The organism is Roseateles sp. GW821-FHT09B06, assembly GCF_059418245.1.
In genome coordinates, this window is the sequence record NZ_JBWKPM010000026.1 from 36597 (window position 1) to 53433 (window position 16837).

Genomic DNA, 16837 nt, shown 5'->3' on the forward strand with positions numbered 1-16837 from the left:
GAGCGCATATGAGCCTGAACGAGAGCCTGGCCCTCAGCCGCCCCGAGCTGCAGCGCACGCAGAACTTCATCAATGCCGAATGGCTGGCCGCGCTGGACGGCCGGCACCTGCCGGTCAGCGATCCGGCCACCGGCGCGGTCTTCACCGAGGTGAGCGACAGCGGCGGCGCCGATGCGCGGGCCGCGGTCGATGCTGCCCATGCCGCCTTCGCGGCCTGGCGCGCGACGCCGGCCAGGCAGCGTGCCCAGTTGCTGAAACGCTGGCATGCGCTGATCATCGAGCACCAGCAGGACCTGGGCCGGCTGATCTCGCGCGAGCAGGGCAAGCCGCTGGCCGAGGGCCTGGGGGAGGTGCTGTATGCGGCCAGCTATGTCGAGTGGTTCGCCGAGGAGGCGACGCGCATCTGTGGCGACATCATCGCGCCGCCGGTGGCGGGCCGGCGCATGCTGGTGCTGAAGGAGTCGGTCGGCGTGGTTGCCGCGATCACGCCCTGGAACTTCCCGGCCGCGATGATCGCGCGCAAGATCGCACCGGCGCTGGCGGCCGGCTGCACGGTCGTCGCCAAGCCGGCCGAGGACACGCCGCTGACGGCCCTGGCCCTGGTCAGGCTGGCCGAGGAGGCTGGCTTCCCGGCCGGCGTGCTCAATATCGTCAGCGCCTCGCGCGAGCGCACGCCCGAGGTGGTTGATGTCTGGCTGGCCGACCCGCGGGTGCGCAAGATCACCTTCACCGGCTCGACGCCGGTGGGCAAGCATCTGGCGCGCGCATCGGCCGCCACGCTGAAGAAGCTGTCGCTGGAGCTGGGCGGCAACGCGCCCTTCATCGTCTTCGAGGACGCGGACCTGGACGCGGCGGTCGAGGGCCTGATGGTGGCCAAGTTCCGCAACGGCGGCCAGACCTGTGTCTGCCCGAACCGGGTGTTCGTACATGGCGCGGTGCATGACGCCTTCGTCGACAAGCTGGCGGCACGGGTCGGCGCCCTGAGGGTGGGGCCGGCCAGCGATCCGGCCAGCCGCATCGGGCCGATGATCAATGCCCGGGCGGTGGCGAAGATCGCCCATCATGTCGAGGACGCGGTCGCGCGCGGCGCCCGGGTCGTCGTCGGCGGGCAGCGGCTGCCGCTAGGGCCCAACTACTATGCGCCGACCGTGCTGGTCGACGCCGATGCCACGATGGCCTGTGCCTGCGAGGAGACCTTCGGCCCAGTGGTGCCCGTCACCCGCTTCGAGAGCGAGGCCGAGGTCGTCGCGGCGGCCAATGACACCCCGTTCGGCCTGGCCGCCTACTTCTATTCACGCGATGTCGCGCGCATCTGGCGCGTGGCCGACGCACTGGAAAGCGGCATCGTCGGCATCAACGAGGGGGCGCTGGCCGCCGAGGCCGCCCCCTTCGGCGGGGTCAAGGAGTCGGGCTACGGGCGCGAGGGCTCGCGTCATGGCCTGGATGACTATATGCACATGAAGTACCTGTGCCAGGGGCAGCTCTGAAGGCCGGCCCCGAGCCGGGATCCGGTCGACCATGAAAGAAGCCCGCAACAGCGGGCTTCCTTGCTTGCGGGGGGCCGACCTCAGGCGGCGCTGCGCTCGACCTCCTGCAGGCCTTCGTCCAGCGGCGTGATGTTCTGCGCCAGCTGACCCTTGGGGCCTTGCACCAGATCGAAGCTCACCTTGCCGCCCTGACGCAGGGTACGGAACCCCTCCATCTGGATGGCGGAGAAATGTGCGAACACATCATCCCCGCCCATTTCTGGTTCAATAAAGCCAAAACCCTTGGCATCGTTGAACCATTTCACTGTCCCTACAGCCATAGCCGTCTCCATCCCGGTGTATTTACTCCGGCGCGGATTCTCAAAGCCCTGTCAGAAGCCTGTCAATTCGGTACCTCCCCGGGGGTAGTACTACGGGTATGCAATGTGGCAGGCTGTACACGCGGCCGTCTATGCCCTCTTGCAGCATGCGGTTGGTGCCCCATCTATAGAATCGGACCATGCCAGATTTACCCGATCAGCCACCGGTGCCACCGCCCCCAACGCCCCCCGCCCAGCCGGGGCGGGAGGACGGGGAGGGCACGACCATCCTGGAGAGGGTGCCGCAGAAAACGGAGCCGCCGCGCCTGTATCAGGTGCTGATGCTCAACGACGATTTCACGCCCATGGAATTCGTCGTCATGGTGTTACAGGAATATTTTCGTCATGACCTGGATACGGCGACCCAAATCATGCTGAAAATCCATCACGAGGGCCGCGGCGTTTGCGGTGTATTCACCAAGGATGTGGCGGCCACCAAGGTCGAATTGGTGCTGGCGGCCGCACGGCGCGCCGGTCACCCACTGCAGTGCATTATGGAGGCCGCATGATTGCGCAAGAGCTTGAAGTCAGCCTGCACATGGCGTTTGTCGAAGCGCGTCAGCAGCGCCACGAATTCATCACCGTGGAGCACCTGCTGATGGCCCTGCTGGACAACCCGTCGGCGGCCGAGGTGCTGCGGGCCTGTTCCGCGAACATCGATGATCTGCGCAAGAGCCTGGCGCAGTTCATCAAGGAAAACACGCCCACCGTGGGCGGCACCGATGAGGTGGACACCCAGCCGACGCTCGGGTTCCAGCGCGTGATCCAGCGCGCCATCATGCATGTGCAGTCCACCGGCAGCGGCAAGAAGGAAGTCACCGGCGCCAATGTGCTGGTGGCGATCTTCGGCGAGAAGGATTCGCACGCGGTCTACTACCTGCACCAGCAGGGCGTGACCCGTCTGGACGTGGTGAACTACATCGCCCATGGCATCAAGAAGAGCGAGCCGCCGGAGCCGCCCAAGGGGCAGGAAGGCGGCGGCGGCAACGAGGCCGAGCGCGAGGAGGCCGAGGGCCAGGGCGGCGGCAAGGGCTCGCCGCTGGAGCAGTTCACGCAGAACCTCAACCAACTGGCCAAGGACGGCAAGATCGATCCCTTGATCGGTCGTGAGGGCGAGGTCGAGCGCGTCGTGCAGGTGCTGTGCCGCCGGCGCAAGAACAATCCGCTGCTGGTCGGCGAGGCCGGCGTCGGCAAGACCGCGATCGCCGAGGGCCTGGCCTGGCGCATCACCGAGGGCGAGGTGCCCGACGTGCTGGCCGAAGCCGTCGTCTATTCGCTGGACATGGGCGCGCTGCTGGCGGGCACCAAGTACCGCGGCGACTTCGAGCAGCGCCTGAAGGCGGTGCTGAAGCAGCTGAAGGACCAGCCCAATGCGATCCTGTTCATCGACGAGATCCATACGCTGATCGGTGCCGGTGCGGCCTCGGGCGGCACGCTGGATGCCAGCAATCTGCTGAAGCCGGCGCTGTCCTCCGGCGCGATGAAGTGCATCGGCGCGACCACCTTCACCGAATACCGCGGCATCTTCGAGAAGGATGCCGCGCTCTCCCGGCGCTTCCAGAAGGTCGACGTGGTCGAGCCCTCGGTGGAACAAACCGTCGAGATCCTGAAGGGCCTGAAGTCGCGCTTCGAGGAGCACCACAGCGTCAAGTACGCGCTGGGCGCGCTGCAGGCGGCGGCCGAGCTGTCGGCCAAGTACATCAACGACCGCCATCTGCCGGACAAGGCGATCGACGTGATCGACGAGGCCGGTGCCGCGCAGCGCATCCTGCCCAAGAGCAAGCAGAAGAAGACCATCACGCGCAACGAGGTCGAGGACATCGTCGCCAAGATCGCGCGCATCCCGCCGGCCTCGGTGTCCAGCGACGACCGCGGCAAGCTCAAGAGCCTGGACCGCGATCTGAAGAGCGTGGTGTTCGGTCAGGATCCGGCCATCGATGCGCTGGCCGCCGCCATCAAGATGGCGCGCTCGGGCCTGGGCAAGCCGGACAAGCCGATCGGTTCCTTCCTGTTCAGCGGCCCCACCGGCGTCGGCAAGACCGAGGTCGCGAAGCAGCTGGCCTATGTCCTTGGCATCGAGCTGATCCGCTTCGACATGTCGGAGTACATGGAGCGCCACGCGGTGAGCCGCCTGATCGGCGCGCCTCCCGGCTATGTGGGCTTCGACCAGGGCGGCCTGCTGACCGAGGCTGTTACCAAGAAGCCGCATTCGGTGCTGCTGCTCGACGAGATCGAGAAGGCGCATCCGGACGTGTTCAATGTGCTGCTGCAGGTGATGGACCATGGCGCGCTGACCGACAACAACGGGCGCAAGGCCGACTTCCGCAACGTGATCATCGTGATGACCACCAATGCGGGTGCCGAGACCATGAACAAGGCCACCATCGGCTTCACCAATGCACGCCAGCAGGGCGACGAGATGGCCGACATCAAGCGCCTGTTCACGCCCGAGTTCCGCAACCGGCTGGACGCGATCGTGTCCTTCCGCGCGCTGGACGAGGAGATCATCCTGCGCGTTGTGGACAAGTTCCTGCTGCAGCTGGAAAGCCAACTGGCCGAGAAGAAGGTGGAGGTCTCCTTCACCGACACGCTGCGCAAGCACCTGGCCAAGAAGGGCTTCGATCCGCTGATGGGCGCGCGCCCGATGCAGCGCCTGATCCAGGATACGATCCGCCGCGCACTGGCCGACGAGCTGCTGTTCGGCCGGCTGGTCGATGGCGGCCGCTTGACGGTGGATGTGGACGAGGCCGGCGAGGTCCAGCTGGACATCCAGCCCGCCGGTGGCAAGAAGGACAACAAGCCCAAGGCCGAGCCGGCAACGGCAGGCTGATCGGCCCATCCCCTACGCGCTGCGCGCGCCCCCTCAAGGGGGCAAGCCCGATGGACCGGCAAAGCCGGATCCATGGGCTTCGCTGAGGAAGTGCGAAGAGACCTTCGAGGTCTCTTCGCACTTATAGGGCCGGGTCTTGCCTGAAGTAGCCGCTCAGCAAGTGGTAGAGGGCCGGCTGTTCCAGTTTCAGCTCGCCCGGCGCGACGAAGAAGGCCTCGGCGGCGACCGCGAAGAACTCCTCCAGGCTCTCGGCGCCGTAGGGGTCGATCAGCGTGGCATGGCCGGCATCGACCTGCTCGCAGAACCACTGCCATTCGGCCTCGATCACGTCCAGCCAGCGCTCGCGCTCGGCCAGGCCTCCCAGCGGCGGCACGCCGTCGGCATAGCCGTCGCCCATGTCCAGCACATGGGCGAACTCATGGATCACGACGTTGTAGACGCTGTCCAGCCCGGCGGCGGGATCCGCTCCGGCCGCGACCTGGCCCCAGGCCAGCATCAGCGGGCCGCCCTCCATCGCCTCGCCGGCCAGCTGCTCCTCGTAGCGGTGCACGATGCCGTCCTCGTCCATCACCTCGCGCTGCGCCAGCACCTCGTCGGCATGCATGACGATGCCGACAAAGCCGGCATAGGGCGACAGCCCCAGGCGCAGCACCGGCAGGCAGGCCTGGGCGGCGACCGCCAGCGCCACCTCGTCCGTGACCTCGAAGCCCGCCGCGCCATGGAATTCCTTGCCGGCCAGGAACAGCGAGCACAGGCGCCTCAGTTCGGCCAGGTCCGCCGCGCTGCGCGCGGCCAGGAAGGGGTAGCGTGCCAGGGTCAGTCGCCACAGCGGCTCGGGGATGGCATGGTCGCGCAAGGCCCGGGCCTCGCGACGCCGCCTCCAGGCGGACAGCAGGCGGCCCAGCATCAGGCCGCGGGCAGTGGCAGGCGCAGCAGTCCGCTGGTGCTGAGGCGCAGCAGGTCGCCGCGCGGCGGCGTGCTATCCAGGTCCCAGTCCGACAGCACCCAGCGGCTCAGGCCGGCGCCCAGATCGTGCACGGCCGGCCGGTGCGTGTGGCCGTGCAGCAAGACCTGGCACTGCGCGCGGCCCAGCCAGTCGCGTGCGGCATCGGCATCGACATCGGCCCACAGCTCCGGGCTCTGCTGCCGCTTGGCACGTTCGCTGGCCTCGCGCATCTGGCGGCCGATCGCGCGGCGGGCTTCCAGCGGCTGGGTCAGGAACTGCGCCTGCCAGGCCGGGTCGCGGACCTGGGCGCGAAAACGCTGGTAGGCCTGGTCATCCAGGCACAGCGCGTCGCCATGGCTCAGCAACAGGCGCTGGCCGCAGGCCTGCAGGACGAGGGGGTCGGGCAGCAAGCGCAGGCCTGCATCGCGCGCCATGGCCTCGCCGAGCAGGAAGTCGCGGTTGCCGGCCATGAAGAACAGCGGGCGGATCTCCGCGGCCTCGCGCAGCAGGGCCAGGCATGCCGCCTCGAAACCCTCTTCGAGGCGGGCATCGTCGCCGATCCAGACCTCGAAGATGTCGCCCAGCAGGAAGACGGCATCCGCAGGCGTGTCATGCAAATGCCGCCGCAGCGCCGCCAGGGTCCTGGGCGTGGACGGCGACAGATGCAGGTCGGACAGGAAGTCGATCGCGCCCCAGCTGGCCGGGGCGTTCAGAACCTCAAACGACTTCAACCGCGCGCTCGATCACGACGTCTTCCAGCGGCACGTCGTCATGGAAGCCGCTGCGGCCGGTCTTGACCTTCTCGATCGCGTCCACGATCTCGGTGCCGGCCACGACCTTGCCGAACACGGCATAGCCCCAGCCCGAGGGGCTTTCGCTCTTGAAGTTCAGGAAGCCGTTGTCGGTGGTGTTGATGAAGAACTGGGCCGAGGCGGAGTGGGGCGCATTGGTGCGCGCCATCGCCAGCGTGTAATGCTCGTTCTTCAGGCCGTTGTTGGCCTCGTTCTGGATCGTCGCCTCGGTGGGCTTTTGCTTCATGCCGGCCTCGAAGCCGCCGCCCTGGATCATGAAGCCCTTGATGACGCGGTGGAACACCGTGCCGTCGTAATGGCCCTTGCGGACGTAGCTCAGGAAGTTCTCGACGGTGAGGGGCGCCTTGGCGGCGTCCAGCTCGACCTTGATCAGGCCATGGTTGGTATGCAGTTCAACGGTCTTGGTAGTCATTTCTTGGGCTCCACAACGGCCTTGGTGATGATCACGGGTTGCAGGGGGATGTTTTGATGCATGCCCTGGTTGCCCGTGGGTTTGAGTCGGATCTTGTCGACCACCTCCATGCCCTCGACGACGCGGCCGAACACCGCATAGCCCAGGCCGTCGCGCGCATTGGCAGCGTCGAGGAAGGGGTTGTCGACCACATTGATGAAGAATTGCGCGGTGGCAGAATTCGGGTTGCCGGTGCGCGCCATCGCCAGACTGCCTCGCAGGTTCGTCAGGCCGTTGGACGCCTCCAGCGGGATCGGCGGGCGGGTGGGCTTCTGTTCCATCTTGGTGGTGAAGCCGCCACCCTGGATCATGAAACCCTCGATCACGCGGTGGAAGATCGTGCCGTTGTAGTGGCCGGCCTTGACGTACTTGATGAAGTTGTCGACCGACTTGGGGGCCTTCTCGGCGTCCAGTTCGATCAGGATGTCGCCCTCGCTGGTGCTGAGCTTGACGGTCTGGGCCGCGGCCGGCATTGCGAGCAGCAGCGTCAAGGGCAGGGCGAACAGGGCGGTCGAGGTCTTGAATCGCATGGGGTTTCGTCGGTCGGCAGGGAGGCTGGAACGGAAAGGAGGGGGCCTTGCGGTCCGCATTGTCGCTCAGCGCTGTGCGCCGACCGGCTCCCTGATCAGTGTCTGCAGTTGCTCCAGCTTGCGCTGCAGCGCGCTGGTGTCGCCATGACCCTGGCGCAGGGCCAGGCCATAGGCCCGGGAGGCCAGCCGCAGCAGCACATCGCCCAGATTCTCCTGCGCCTGGAGATGGTCGGGCTGCAGGCGCAGCGCCTGCTCCAGCGCCGCGCGGGCCTGGTCCAGCTCGCCGCGCGCGGCATGCAGCACGGCCAGGTTGTTATAGGGATCGGCCAGATCCGGGAAATCCTGGGTCAGCGCCTGCAGGCCGGCCTCGGCCTCGGCGGTCCGGCCCAGGTCCATTTGCATCACGGCGCGGGCGAAGCGCAGCTTGGCGTCGTTGGGGTTCTTGGCCAGGGCCTGCTGAACGGTGTCGAGCGCCTGCTGGCGCTTGCCTTGCAGCCATTGCGCCTGGGCCGTCTCCAGATCCTGGGCATGCGCCAGGCCGCTGCCCAGCAAGGCCAGGCCCAGCAGCAGGCTTCGAACCAGGGCGAGAGGTGAAGAAGTTTGCATGGTGTGCTGTTGGGCGCGGCAGGGCGCCGGGGCTGCTCCGGGGGGAGCCGCTATACTGACCGATTCTACGGGGCCCGTCGCCGCTTCATCGGCCCCAGACCAGTGCAAACGCTGCTCCGGCCCACGACAGACGCTGGCAACACGAATCCCATGTCCTCCCTGCGCATATATAACTCGCTGACCCGAGCGGTACAGCCTTTCGCCCCTCTCGAACCCGGTCATGTCCGCATGTATGTTTGCGGCATCACGGTCTACGACCTTTGCCATATGGGCCATGCCCGTATGAATATGGCGTTCGATGTGGTGTACCGCTGGCTCAAGGCCAGCGGCTATGGGGTGACCTTCGTGCGCAACATCACCGACATCGAGGACAAGATCATCCGCCGAGCGCTGGAGCGCGGCATCACGATCCGTCAGCTGACCGACGAGATGATCGCCGCGATGCACCGCGATTTCGGTGCCCTGGGCATCAGCCAGCCGACGCATGAGCCGCGCGCCACCGACTATGTGCCGCAGATGCAGGACATCATCGGCAAGCTGGAGTCCAAGGGCCTGGCCTATCGGGCGCAGGACGGCGACGTGAACTACGCCGTCCGTAAGTTTCCCGGCTACGGCAAGCTCAGCGGCAAATCGCTGGACCAACTGCGTGCCGGCGAGCGCGTCGCCGTGATTGAGGGCAAGCAGGATCCGCTGGACTTCGTGCTGTGGAAGTCCGCCAAGCCCGAGGAGCCGGCCGAGGCCAAGTGGTCCAGCCCCTGGGGCGAGGGGCGTCCGGGCTGGCATATCGAGTGCTCGGCGATGAGCTGCGCCTTGCTGGGCGAGCGCTTCGACATCCACGGTGGCGGCCTCGACCTGCAGTTCCCGCATCACGAGAACGAGATCGCGCAGAGCGAGGGCGCCTTCGGCCGGCCCTTCGTCAACGTCTGGATGCACAACGGCTTCCTGAATGTCGACAACGAGAAGATGTCCAAGAGTCTGGGCAACTTCTTCACCATTGCCGATGTGCTGCAGAAGTTCGATGGCGAGGCGATTCGCTTCTTCATGCTGCGCACCCATTACCGCAGCCCCTTCAACTTCAGCGACGTGAGCCTGGACGACGCGCGCACCGCGCTGCGCCGGCTCTACACGGCGCTGGACGGCGCTGTCGTGGACTCGGCGGCAACCCTCGATTGGCAGCAGCCCCAGGCCGCGGCCTTCAAGGCGGCGATGGACGACGACTTCAACACGCCGGCCGCGCTGTCGGTGCTGTTCGAGCTGGCCGGCGAGGTGAACCGCGGCGGCTCGGTTGCGGCCGCGACCCTGCTGAAGCAGCTGGGTGGCGTGCTGGGCGTGCTGCAGCAGGTGCCGCGCCAGTATCTGCAGGCCGGCAGCGGCCTGGACGAGGCCGCGATCCAGGCGCAGATCGAGGCCCGCGCCGCGGCCAAGGCGGCGCGCAACTTTGCCGAGGCCGACCGCATCCGCCAGGAACTGCTGGCGGCCGGCATCGTGCTGCAGGACTCGCCCCAGGGCACCAGCTGGATGAAGGCCTGAGCCCGTGGGACGCGCTGCAGCGGGGGTTGTGACCCCGGATTACTGGGACGAGGCGTGCCGCCATCTGGCCAAGCGCGACCGTGTGATGAAGAAGCTGATCCCGCAGTTCGGCGAGGGCCGGCTGCAGGCGAAGGGCGACGCGTTCACCACGCTGGCCCGCTCCATCGTGGGGCAGCAGATCTCGGTGAAGGCCGCGCAGTCGATGTGGGACAAGTTCATCCAGCTGTTGAGCGGACCGTCCACCCGCATCCAGCCGCTGGCCGTGCTGGGCCTGCCGGTCGAGCAGCTGCGCGGGGCCGGTCTGTCGGTCCGCAAGGTGGAGTATGTGCGCGACCTGGCCCAGCATTTCGAGGATGGCCAGGTCCATGTGCGCCAATGGACGCAGATGGACGACGAAGCCATCATCGAGGAACTGGTGGCGATCCGCGGCATTGGCCGCTGGACGGCCGAGATGTTCCTGATCTTCCACCTGATGCGGCCCAATGTGCTGCCGCTGGACGATCAGAGCCTGATCAGCGGCATCAGCCAGAACTATTTCTCCGGCGAGCCCGTGTCGCGGGCCGAGGCCCGCGAGGTGGGCGAGGCCTGGGCGCCGTATCGTTCGGTTGCCACATGGTACATTTGGCGCAGCCTCGATCCGCTGCCCGTGGAAATATGAGCAAGCGCTCCGCCGACCCGGTGCCAGGCGCATTTCATCGCTGAAAGACCCAAGCAGGATGAGCAAGAAACATTTTCTCGAATTCGAGCAGCCCATTGCCGAGCTCGAAACCAAGATCGAAGAGCTGCGCTACGTGCAAAGCGAGTCGGCCGTCGACATCTCCGAGGAGATCGACCGCCTCTCCAAGAAAAGCCAGCAGCTCACCAAGGACATCTACGCCAATGTGGCGCCATGGCAGGTCTATCAGATCGCCCGCCACCCGCAGCGTCCGCAGACCCTGGACTACTGCGCCGAGGTGTTCACCGAGTTCCAGGAACTGCATGGCGATCGCCATTTCGCCGATGATGCCGCCATCGTCGGCGGTCTGGCGCGCTTCAACGGCCAGGCCTGCATGGTGATCGGTCACCAACGCGGTTCGGACGCCAAGGAGCGCACCCAGCGCAACTTCGGCATGCCGCGCCCCGAGGGCTACCGCAAGGCGCTGCGCCTGATGAAGCTGGCCGAGAAGTTCGGCCTGCCGGTGTTCACCTTCATCGACACCATGGGTGCCTATCCCGGCATCGGTGCCGAGGAGCGCGGCCAGTCGGAGGCGATCGGCCGCAATATCTTCGAGATGGCCCAGCTGGAAGTGCCCATCATCGCCACGGTGATCGGCGAGGGCGGCTCGGGCGGCGCGCTGGCGATCGGCGTGGCCGACCAGGTGCTGATGCTGCAGTTCTCGGCCTATTCGGTGATCTCGCCGGAAGGCTGCGCCTCGATCCTGTGGAAGACCTCCGAGCGCGCGCCTGAGGCCGCCGAGGCCCTGGGCATCACCGCGCACCGCCTGAAGGCCATGGGCCTGATCGACAAGATCATCAGCGAGCCGGTCGGCGGCGCCCATCGCGACAACAAGGCGATGGCCTCCTACCTGAAACGCGCGCTCAACGATGCGCTGCGCCAGGTCAGCGACTTGAAGCCCAAGGAGCTGCTGGAGCGCCGCTACGAGCGCCTGCAGGCCTATGGCCGCTTCGGCGACACCAAGAACCGCTGAGCTGCTCCACGCCTCTTCGGGCCTGACGGCGGTTGCCTACAGCGGCGGCCGCGATTCCACCGCGCTGCTGCATGCCACGGCATGCCGGGCCCAGGCCTTGGGCCTGCGCGTGCTGGCCCTGCATGTGCACCATGGCCTGAGCGCCCGGGCCGACGCCTGGCTGGCGCATTGCCGCTGGCAATGCGAGGTCTGGGCGGCGCAGGGCCTGCCCGTCGAGTTCCAGTGCCGTCGGCTGATGGATCGCCCGGCAAGCGGGCAGAGCATCGAGGCCTGGGCCCGCGAGGGCCGCTACCGGGCGCTGGACGAGATGGCCCGTGCCGCGGGCGCGGACCTGCTGCTGCTGGCCCAGCACCGCCGCGACCAGGCCGAGACCCTGCTGCTCCAGGCCCTGCGCGGCGGCGGCCTGGCGGGACTGGCGGCCATGCCGCGTGCCCAATGGCGCGACGGTCTGCGGTGGGCCCGGCCCTGGCTGGAGCAGCCGCGCGAGGCCATCGAGGCCTATATGCGGCAGCATGGCCTGAGTCATGTCGAGGATGACAGCAATGCCGACCCGCGCCATGCGCGCAACCGCCTGCGCCTGGCCGTCTGGCCGGCGCTGAGCGGAGCTTTTCCCGAGTCCGAGGCCGGGTTGGCCCAGGCCGCGGGCTGGGCGCAGCAGGCCCTGGCCCTGCAACGCGAGCTGGCCGACGAAGACCTGTGCCGCCTGGAGGACGAGGCGGGCCGGCTGGACTGGCAAGGTCTGACCCTGCTGTCCGAGGCGCGGGCCAGCAATGCCCTGCGGGCCTGGCTGCAGCGCCGTCTGGGAGCACCCGCGCCGGCCAGTCTGGTGCTGCGTGTGCTGGACGAGGGGGCGGACGGGGCGGCCTGCTGGCCCTGCGAGGGGGGGCAGATCCGGCGCTACCGCGGCCGGCTGGACTTCGTGCCGGGCGCGCCGGCGGTGGCGGCGGCGATGCCGTCGCTGATGCTGGATCTGAGCCGTCCGGGGCCGTATCCGGTGCCGGTCTGGCGGGGCGCCTGGCAGGTCGAGACCGTGGACGCGGGCGGTCTTCCGTCCGCGCTGCTGCGCCGGGCCCTGTTGCGCGAGCGCGCCGGTGGCGAGCAGTTCCAGGCCCATGCCAAGAGCGTTCCGCGCAGTTTGAAAAAGGCTTACCAGAGCGCCGCCGTGCCGGCCTGGCAGCGCCAGGGGCCGCTGCTGTTTGCCGGCGAGCGGCTGCTTTTCGTGCCCGGGCTCGGGCCCGATGCACGTGCGCTGGCGCGACCCGGCGAGCCGCAGCTGACCTTGCGATGGCTGCCCGATCCTGTGCCCGCGCCGTAACGCCGGCGTGTCAGGATTGCTGCACGCCGCAGCTAGAATCGGGGGCTGCGAAAAGCGGCGCACCCGCCCGATTCCGGGCCCTCGACCCCCGCGTTGAAGAAACCCCATGGCCTTGATAGTTCATAAGTACGGCGGCACCTCGATGGGCTCGACCGACCGTATCCGCAACGTCGCCAAGCGCGTCGCCAAATGGGCGCGGGCCGGGCATCAGATGGTGGTCGTGCCCTCGGCGATGAGTGGCGAGACGAACCGCCTGCTGGGCCTGGCCAAGGAGCTCTCGCCCGCGTCCAGCAGCCCCGAACTGATGCGCGAGCTGGACATGATCGCGGCCACCGGCGAGCAGGTCTCGGTGGGGCTCTTGGCCATCGCGCTGCAGGCCGAAGGCCTGGAGGCGGTCAGCTACACCGGCTGGCAGGTGCCCGTGCAGACGGATTCCTCCCACACCAAGGCGCGCATCGAGAGCATCGATGACGCCAAGGTGCGCGCCGATCTGGCCGCCGGCAAGGTGGTGGTGATCGCCGGCTTCCAGGGCGTGGACGAGGAGCGGAACATCACCACCCTGGGCCGCGGCGGCTCCGACACCTCGGCCGTGGCGATCGCCGCCGCGATGAAGGCCGACGAATGCCTGATCTACACCGATGTGGACGGCGTCTACACCACCGATCCGCGCATCGTGCCCGAGGCGCGTCGCCTGCACACCATCAGCTTCGAAGAGATGCTGGAGATGGCCTCGCTGGGCTCGAAGATCCTGCAGATCCGCTCGGTGGAGTTCGCCGGCAAGTACCGCGTGCCGCTGCGTGTGCTGTCCAGCTTCACGCCCTGGGATATCGATATCAACGAGGAAGCCAAGTCCGGCACCCTGATCAGTTTTGAAGAGGACGAAAAAATGGAACAAGCCGTCGTGTCGGGCATCGCCTTCAACCGTGACGAGGCCAAGGTGACCCTGCTGGGCGTGCCCGACAAGCCCGGCATCGCCTTCCAGATCCTGGGCCCGGTGGCCGAGGCCAATATCGACATCGACGTGATCATCCAGAACGTCTCGCAGGACGGCAAGACCGACTTCAGCTTCACCGTGCACCGCAACGACTACGCGCGCACGATCGAGCTGCTGGAGAAGACCGTTGGCCCGGCCACCCAGGCGGCCAAGGTGGTGGGTGATCCGAAGATCTGCAAGGTCTCGATCGTCGGCATCGGCATGCGCTCGCATGTGGGCGTGGCGTCCAAGATGTTCCGCGCGCTGAGCGAGGAGGGCATCAACATCCAGATGATCTCGACCAGCGAGATCAAGACCTCGGTCGTGATCGACGAAAAGTACATGGAGCTGGCGGTGCGCGCGCTGCACAAGGCCTTCGATCTGGATCAGGAACTTTCTGCCTGAATTTTCTTGAAGCCTCGCAATCTTGATATAGAATGCGAGGCTCTGCTGGAGTCGTGACCGAGTGGCCGAAGGTGCTCCCCTGCTAAGGGAGTATGTGGGCAAAACCTGCATCGAGAGTTCGAATCTCTCCGACTCCGCCAGTTGACTGCTTGTTGCAGTCCCATGGCATTCCAAGAAACCCCGTGAGTCTTTGACTTGCGGGGTTTTTTGCTTTCCGAAAGCTCTCTCGCGATGCTGGCAAATCCCATCGCCTCCAGTTGCGCCCGCGGGGCAAGGCGTGGGGAACGCGAGGCGCAGTGGACGAGAAAGGCTCTTTGCGCGTTGGCACGTGATCTCCCCGCCTGGCCTTGATCGCCTCTGCGAGGACCGGGTTGCGCCGGGACGCGGGTGTGCGCAATGGCTCCGTGTCCCCCGGGCCGCCAGCGGCCCTCCTCCTTCATCTGCGCAATTGCGCACACCCGCATCCCGGCTTCTCCACCGCAGGGCTCTCGCGGAGAAAGCCAAACGCAAGGCCAAGCAGGAGGACGGGCGGGCCTGATACGGAGGTCAAGGAGGAGGCCGCGTAGCGGCCGGGGGATTGAGCCCGGACACCGGAAGTCCGGTGGACTTCCGGTGCCTGGCGAAAGGCAGGGCCGGGAGGCCCTGGCACGCAGCAGCAGGTCTGCCCGTCCTCCTGCGCCCAGGCCGTCGTCATTTCAGCATCACCAAACAACACGCAAAGCGCCAAAGAAAATGCGCCCGGTGGGAAATGCGGTGGACCCTGCGCAACACCCTCTTGTAAGCGGGCCTTCGATCTCAGCACAAGGCGGCCGTAGCCGCGGCAGGCACCTCTGGGAAGCCCGTCCGGATCAACGGCGGGGAAGGCTCATGCTCGTGGCTCCCGCAAGTGGTGCGTGCCGAGTGTGGGATGCCGTGAGACATGTGGAAAAACTACTCAATGTTTTGCACCTGTTCGCGCATCTGCTCGATCGCGACCTTCATTTCCACGGAGACATTGGTCAGTTCCAGCGCGGCGGACTTGGAACCCAGGGTGTTGGCTTCGCGGTGTAACTCCTGTATCAAAAAATCCAGCCGCTTGCCGATCTCGCCACCCTTCTTGAGCAGGCGGGCGATCTCCTCCAGATGCGCGCGCAGGCGCGCCAGCTCCTCGGCCACGTCGATGCGGATCGCGTAGGCGGCCGCCTCATTGAGCGCGCGCTCGCGCAGTTGGTCCTCCGGAATCGACTGGGCGGCGCCGGTGGAGACCAGGGCCTCCTGCCAGCGCTCCAGAAAGCGCTGCTGCTGGCGCTGCACGACGGCGGGCACCAGGGGCTCGGCCTGGGTGGCCAGTTCGCGCAGGCGCTCGATGCGCTCCATCAGAATGGCCACGAGCTTCTCGCCCTCGCGCTCCCGCGCCTCGGCAAGGCCCGTCATGCAGGCGCGCGCCGCCTGCAGGGTGGCCTCGTCCAGCTTCTCGGCCGTGCCGCCACCCTTGCACCATTGCAGCACCTCGTGCACCGAGAGGGGCTGGGCCTTGGGCAACCAGCCTTGCACGGTGCTTTCAAGCCGGGCCAGGCGGTTCAACTGCTCGGGCTGGGGCTGGGGCCAACTGGATTCGCTGTCGCGCTGGGTGTTGATGCGCAGCTCGATCTTGCCGCGCTTGAAACCGCCGCTGAGCAGCTCGCGCAGGGCCGGCTCCAGGCCGCGCAGGTCCTCGGGCATGCGCAGGGCGAGGTCGAGAAAACGCCCATTGACCGATCGGAGTTCGACCGTCACGCTGGCATGAGCATGCGCGCCGGTTTCACTGTGGGGTACGGGCTGCGAGCTGGCGCTGGCATAACCCGTCATGCTGTAGACTGGCATTTCTCTCGCAATCGGTGTAGCTAACAAGACGCGACGATTATGTCAAAGCCGAAACCGGCACCCCTGCCGGCGGGAACGGTGGTTGGGGGCTACCAGATCATCAAGAAATTGGCGGCGGGCGGATTTGGCGTGGTCTATCTCGCCGAGGATCCCGAACACCATCTCGTCGCACTCAAGGAATACCTGCCCTCGTCGCTGGCCGAGCGTTCGCCCGGCGAATTGACCCCGCGCGTCAAGCCCGAGAAGCAGCCGCTGTACCGCCTGGGGCTGCGCAGCTTCTTCGAGGAGGGGCGCTCGCTGGCGCAGATCTCGCATCCCAGCGTGGTCTCGGTGCTGAACTTCCTGCGCGAGAACGAAACCGTCTACATGGTGATGAACTACCTGCAGGGCGACACCCTGCAGGACTTCATCGTCACCGCACGCGACCTGAAGCGCGACAAGGTGTTCCGCGAGTCCACCATCCGCAGCCTGTTCGACGAGATCCTGCGCGGCCTGCGCATCGTGCATCAGCACAAGATGCTGCACCTGGACATCAAGCCCGCGAACATCTTCATCACCAACGACAACAAGGCCGTGCTGCTGGACTTCGGCGCGGCGCGCGAGGTGCTGAGCAAGGAAGGCAACTTCATCCGGCCGATGTATACGCCGGGCTTTGCCGCGCCCGAGATGTACCGGCGCGACGGCTCGCTGGGCCCCTGGACCGACATCTATGCGATCGGAGCCTGCATCTACGCCTGCATGCAGGGCTATCCGCCCAACGACGCGCCGCAGCGCCTGGACAAGGATCGCCTGGCGCTTTCGCTGTCGCGACTGCGCAATGTCTATTCCGACAACCTGCTCGAGGTGACCGAGTGGTGCATGTCGCTGGACCCGCTGTCGCGGCCGCAAAGCGTGTTCGCGCTGCAGAAGGAACTGGCCCGCGAGACCGAGAGGCGCTACACCAAGCTGAGCTTCAGCGAACGGCTGAAGCTGCAGCTGGAAAACCTCAAGACCGGGGCGAAGGCTTGATGAGCCCCCACGCTCACATTCGTTCGCTGCTCCCCGAGGGCGCGCCGCGCTCCCT

At 66.8% G+C, this 16837-nt stretch carries 16 protein-coding genes and 1 tRNA gene; 10 read left to right on the plus strand and 7 right to left on the minus strand.

Annotation, left to right across the window (positions count from 1 at the left end; all coding sequences use genetic code 11):
- Window positions 1–8 precede the first annotated feature (8 nt).
- The gene (locus tag AC07OQ_RS19280) at window positions 9–1487 is read left to right on the plus strand and encodes an NAD-dependent succinate-semialdehyde dehydrogenase (protein ID WP_495054763.1); all 1479 of its coding nucleotides are present in this window, start codon (window positions 9–11) and stop codon (window positions 1485–1487) included.
- Between the two features lie 80 nt (window positions 1488–1567).
- Here the strand turns inward: AC07OQ_RS19280 and AC07OQ_RS19285 are convergent, their stop codons facing one another.
- Complete coding sequence (locus tag AC07OQ_RS19285; protein ID WP_495054764.1) at window positions 1568–1807, minus strand: cold shock domain-containing protein; 240 nt, start codon at window positions 1805–1807, stop codon at window positions 1568–1570.
- A 179-nt stretch (window positions 1808–1986) separates the two neighbouring features.
- On the opposite strand from AC07OQ_RS19285, the gene clpS reads away from it, so the two are divergent.
- Both clpS and clpA read left to right on the plus strand, forming a co-directional pair.
- Complete coding sequence (gene clpS / locus AC07OQ_RS19290; protein WP_495054765.1) at window positions 1987–2355, plus strand: ATP-dependent Clp protease adapter ClpS; 369 nt, start codon at window positions 1987–1989, stop codon at window positions 2353–2355.
- Complete coding sequence (gene clpA / locus AC07OQ_RS19295; protein WP_495054766.1) at window positions 2352–4676, plus strand: ATP-dependent Clp protease ATP-binding subunit ClpA; 2325 nt, start codon at window positions 2352–2354, stop codon at window positions 4674–4676. The genes clpS and clpA overlap by 4 nt, the downstream gene beginning before the upstream one ends.
- A gap of 121 nt (window positions 4677–4797) precedes the next feature.
- On the opposite strand, the gene AC07OQ_RS19300 is transcribed toward clpA, so the two are convergent.
- The 5 genes from AC07OQ_RS19300 to AC07OQ_RS19320 form a co-directional block, all read right to left on the minus strand.
- A complete protein-coding gene (locus AC07OQ_RS19300) occupies window positions 4798–5583 on the minus strand; it encodes a M90 family metallopeptidase (protein WP_495054767.1) in 786 nt (261 codons plus the stop codon).
- Window positions 5583–6353: a UDP-2,3-diacylglucosamine diphosphatase gene (locus tag AC07OQ_RS19305; RefSeq protein WP_495054768.1), complete on the minus strand. Its 771-nt coding sequence runs from the start codon at window positions 6351–6353 to the stop codon at window positions 5583–5585. The genes AC07OQ_RS19300 and AC07OQ_RS19305 overlap by 1 nt, the downstream gene beginning before the upstream one ends.
- On the minus strand, window positions 6340–6846 hold the full coding sequence (locus AC07OQ_RS19310; protein ID WP_495054769.1) for a peptidylprolyl isomerase: 507 nt from the start codon (window positions 6844–6846) through the stop codon (window positions 6340–6342). The genes AC07OQ_RS19305 and AC07OQ_RS19310 overlap by 14 nt, the downstream gene beginning before the upstream one ends.
- Window positions 6843–7415, minus strand: coding sequence for a peptidylprolyl isomerase (locus AC07OQ_RS19315; protein ID WP_495054770.1), 573 nt, complete (start codon window positions 7413–7415; stop codon window positions 6843–6845). Before AC07OQ_RS19315 ends, AC07OQ_RS19310 begins: the two co-directional genes overlap by 4 nt.
- A 66-nt stretch (window positions 7416–7481) precedes the next feature.
- On the minus strand, window positions 7482–8021 hold the full coding sequence (locus AC07OQ_RS19320; protein WP_495054771.1) for a tetratricopeptide repeat protein: 540 nt from the start codon (window positions 8019–8021) through the stop codon (window positions 7482–7484).
- A gap of 150 nt (window positions 8022–8171) precedes the next feature.
- Between AC07OQ_RS19320 and cysS the strand changes: the two genes are divergently transcribed.
- The 6 genes from cysS (at window position 8172) to AC07OQ_RS19350 (ending at window position 14072) form a co-directional block, all read left to right on the plus strand.
- The gene (gene cysS / locus AC07OQ_RS19325) at window positions 8172–9551 is read left to right on the plus strand and encodes a cysteine--tRNA ligase (RefSeq protein ID WP_495054772.1); all 1380 of its coding nucleotides are present in this window, start codon (window positions 8172–8174) and stop codon (window positions 9549–9551) included.
- A gap of 85 nt (window positions 9552–9636) precedes the next feature.
- Complete coding sequence (locus AC07OQ_RS19330) at window positions 9637–10209, plus strand: DNA-3-methyladenine glycosylase family protein (protein WP_495054793.1); 573 nt, start codon at window positions 9637–9639, stop codon at window positions 10207–10209.
- Window positions 10210–10267: 58 nt separating this feature from the next.
- A complete protein-coding gene (locus tag AC07OQ_RS19335) occupies window positions 10268–11239 on the plus strand; it encodes an acetyl-CoA carboxylase carboxyltransferase subunit alpha (RefSeq protein ID WP_495054773.1) in 972 nt (323 codons plus the stop codon).
- A complete protein-coding gene (gene tilS, locus AC07OQ_RS19340) occupies window positions 11208–12554 on the plus strand; it encodes a tRNA lysidine(34) synthetase TilS (RefSeq protein WP_495054774.1) in 1347 nt (448 codons plus the stop codon). Before AC07OQ_RS19335 ends, tilS begins: the two co-directional genes overlap by 32 nt.
- Window positions 12555–12660: 106 nt before the next feature.
- The gene (locus AC07OQ_RS19345; protein WP_495054775.1) at window positions 12661–13932 is read left to right on the plus strand and encodes an aspartate kinase; all 1272 of its coding nucleotides are present in this window, start codon (window positions 12661–12663) and stop codon (window positions 13930–13932) included.
- Window positions 13933–13979: 47 nt separating this feature from the next.
- Window positions 13980–14072, plus strand: a tRNA-Ser gene (locus AC07OQ_RS19350).
- A gap of 790 nt (window positions 14073–14862) precedes the next feature.
- On the opposite strand, the gene AC07OQ_RS19355 is transcribed toward AC07OQ_RS19350, so the two are convergent.
- Window positions 14863–15774 carry a YicC/YloC family endoribonuclease gene (locus tag AC07OQ_RS19355; protein WP_495054776.1) on the minus strand — a complete coding sequence of 304 codons (912 nt, stop codon included), beginning with the start codon at window positions 15772–15774 and terminating at the stop codon, window positions 14863–14865.
- 39 nt (window positions 15775–15813) lie between these two features.
- Here AC07OQ_RS19355 and AC07OQ_RS19360 point away from each other — a divergent pair, with 39 nt between their 5' ends.
- Window positions 15814–16782 (plus strand): serine/threonine protein kinase, encoded by a 969-nt coding sequence (locus tag AC07OQ_RS19360; protein ID WP_495054777.1) that lies wholly within the window; start codon window positions 15814–15816, stop codon window positions 16780–16782.
- The last annotated feature ends 55 nt before the right edge of the window (window positions 16783–16837 follow it).

Bases quoted from the DNA above. Each gene is read 5' to 3' on its own strand.
- AC07OQ_RS19280 (WP_495054763.1), top strand. From the start codon at position 9: ATGAGCCTGAACGAGAGCCTGGCCCTCAGCCGCCCCGAGCTGCAGCGC.
- AC07OQ_RS19285 (WP_495054764.1), bottom strand. From the start codon at position 1,807: ATGGCTGTAGGGACAGTGAAATGGTTCAACGATGCCAAGGGTTTTGGC.
- clpS (WP_495054765.1), top strand. From the start codon at position 1,987: ATGCCAGATTTACCCGATCAGCCACCGGTGCCACCGCCCCCAACGCCC.
- clpA (WP_495054766.1), top strand. From the start codon at position 2,352: ATGATTGCGCAAGAGCTTGAAGTCAGCCTGCACATGGCGTTTGTCGAA.
- AC07OQ_RS19300 (WP_495054767.1), bottom strand. From the start codon at position 5,583: ATGCTGGGCCGCCTGCTGTCCGCCTGGAGGCGGCGTCGCGAGGCCCGG.
- AC07OQ_RS19310 (WP_495054769.1), bottom strand. From the start codon at position 6,846: ATGACTACCAAGACCGTTGAACTGCATACCAACCATGGCCTGATCAAG.
- AC07OQ_RS19315 (WP_495054770.1), bottom strand. From the start codon at position 7,415: ATGCGATTCAAGACCTCGACCGCCCTGTTCGCCCTGCCCTTGACGCTG.
- AC07OQ_RS19320 (WP_495054771.1), bottom strand. From the start codon at position 8,021: ATGCAAACTTCTTCACCTCTCGCCCTGGTTCGAAGCCTGCTGCTGGGC.
- cysS (WP_495054772.1), top strand. From the start codon at position 8,172: ATGTCCTCCCTGCGCATATATAACTCGCTGACCCGAGCGGTACAGCCT.
- AC07OQ_RS19330 (WP_495054793.1), top strand. From the start codon at position 9,637: ATGAAGAAGCTGATCCCGCAGTTCGGCGAGGGCCGGCTGCAGGCGAAG.
- AC07OQ_RS19335 (WP_495054773.1), top strand. From the start codon at position 10,268: ATGAGCAAGAAACATTTTCTCGAATTCGAGCAGCCCATTGCCGAGCTC.
- tilS (WP_495054774.1), top strand. From the start codon at position 11,208: ATGGCCGCTTCGGCGACACCAAGAACCGCTGAGCTGCTCCACGCCTCT.
- AC07OQ_RS19345 (WP_495054775.1), top strand. From the start codon at position 12,661: ATGGCCTTGATAGTTCATAAGTACGGCGGCACCTCGATGGGCTCGACC.
- AC07OQ_RS19355 (WP_495054776.1), bottom strand. From the start codon at position 15,774: ATGCCAGTCTACAGCATGACGGGTTATGCCAGCGCCAGCTCGCAGCCC.
- AC07OQ_RS19360 (WP_495054777.1), top strand. From the start codon at position 15,814: ATGTCAAAGCCGAAACCGGCACCCCTGCCGGCGGGAACGGTGGTTGGG.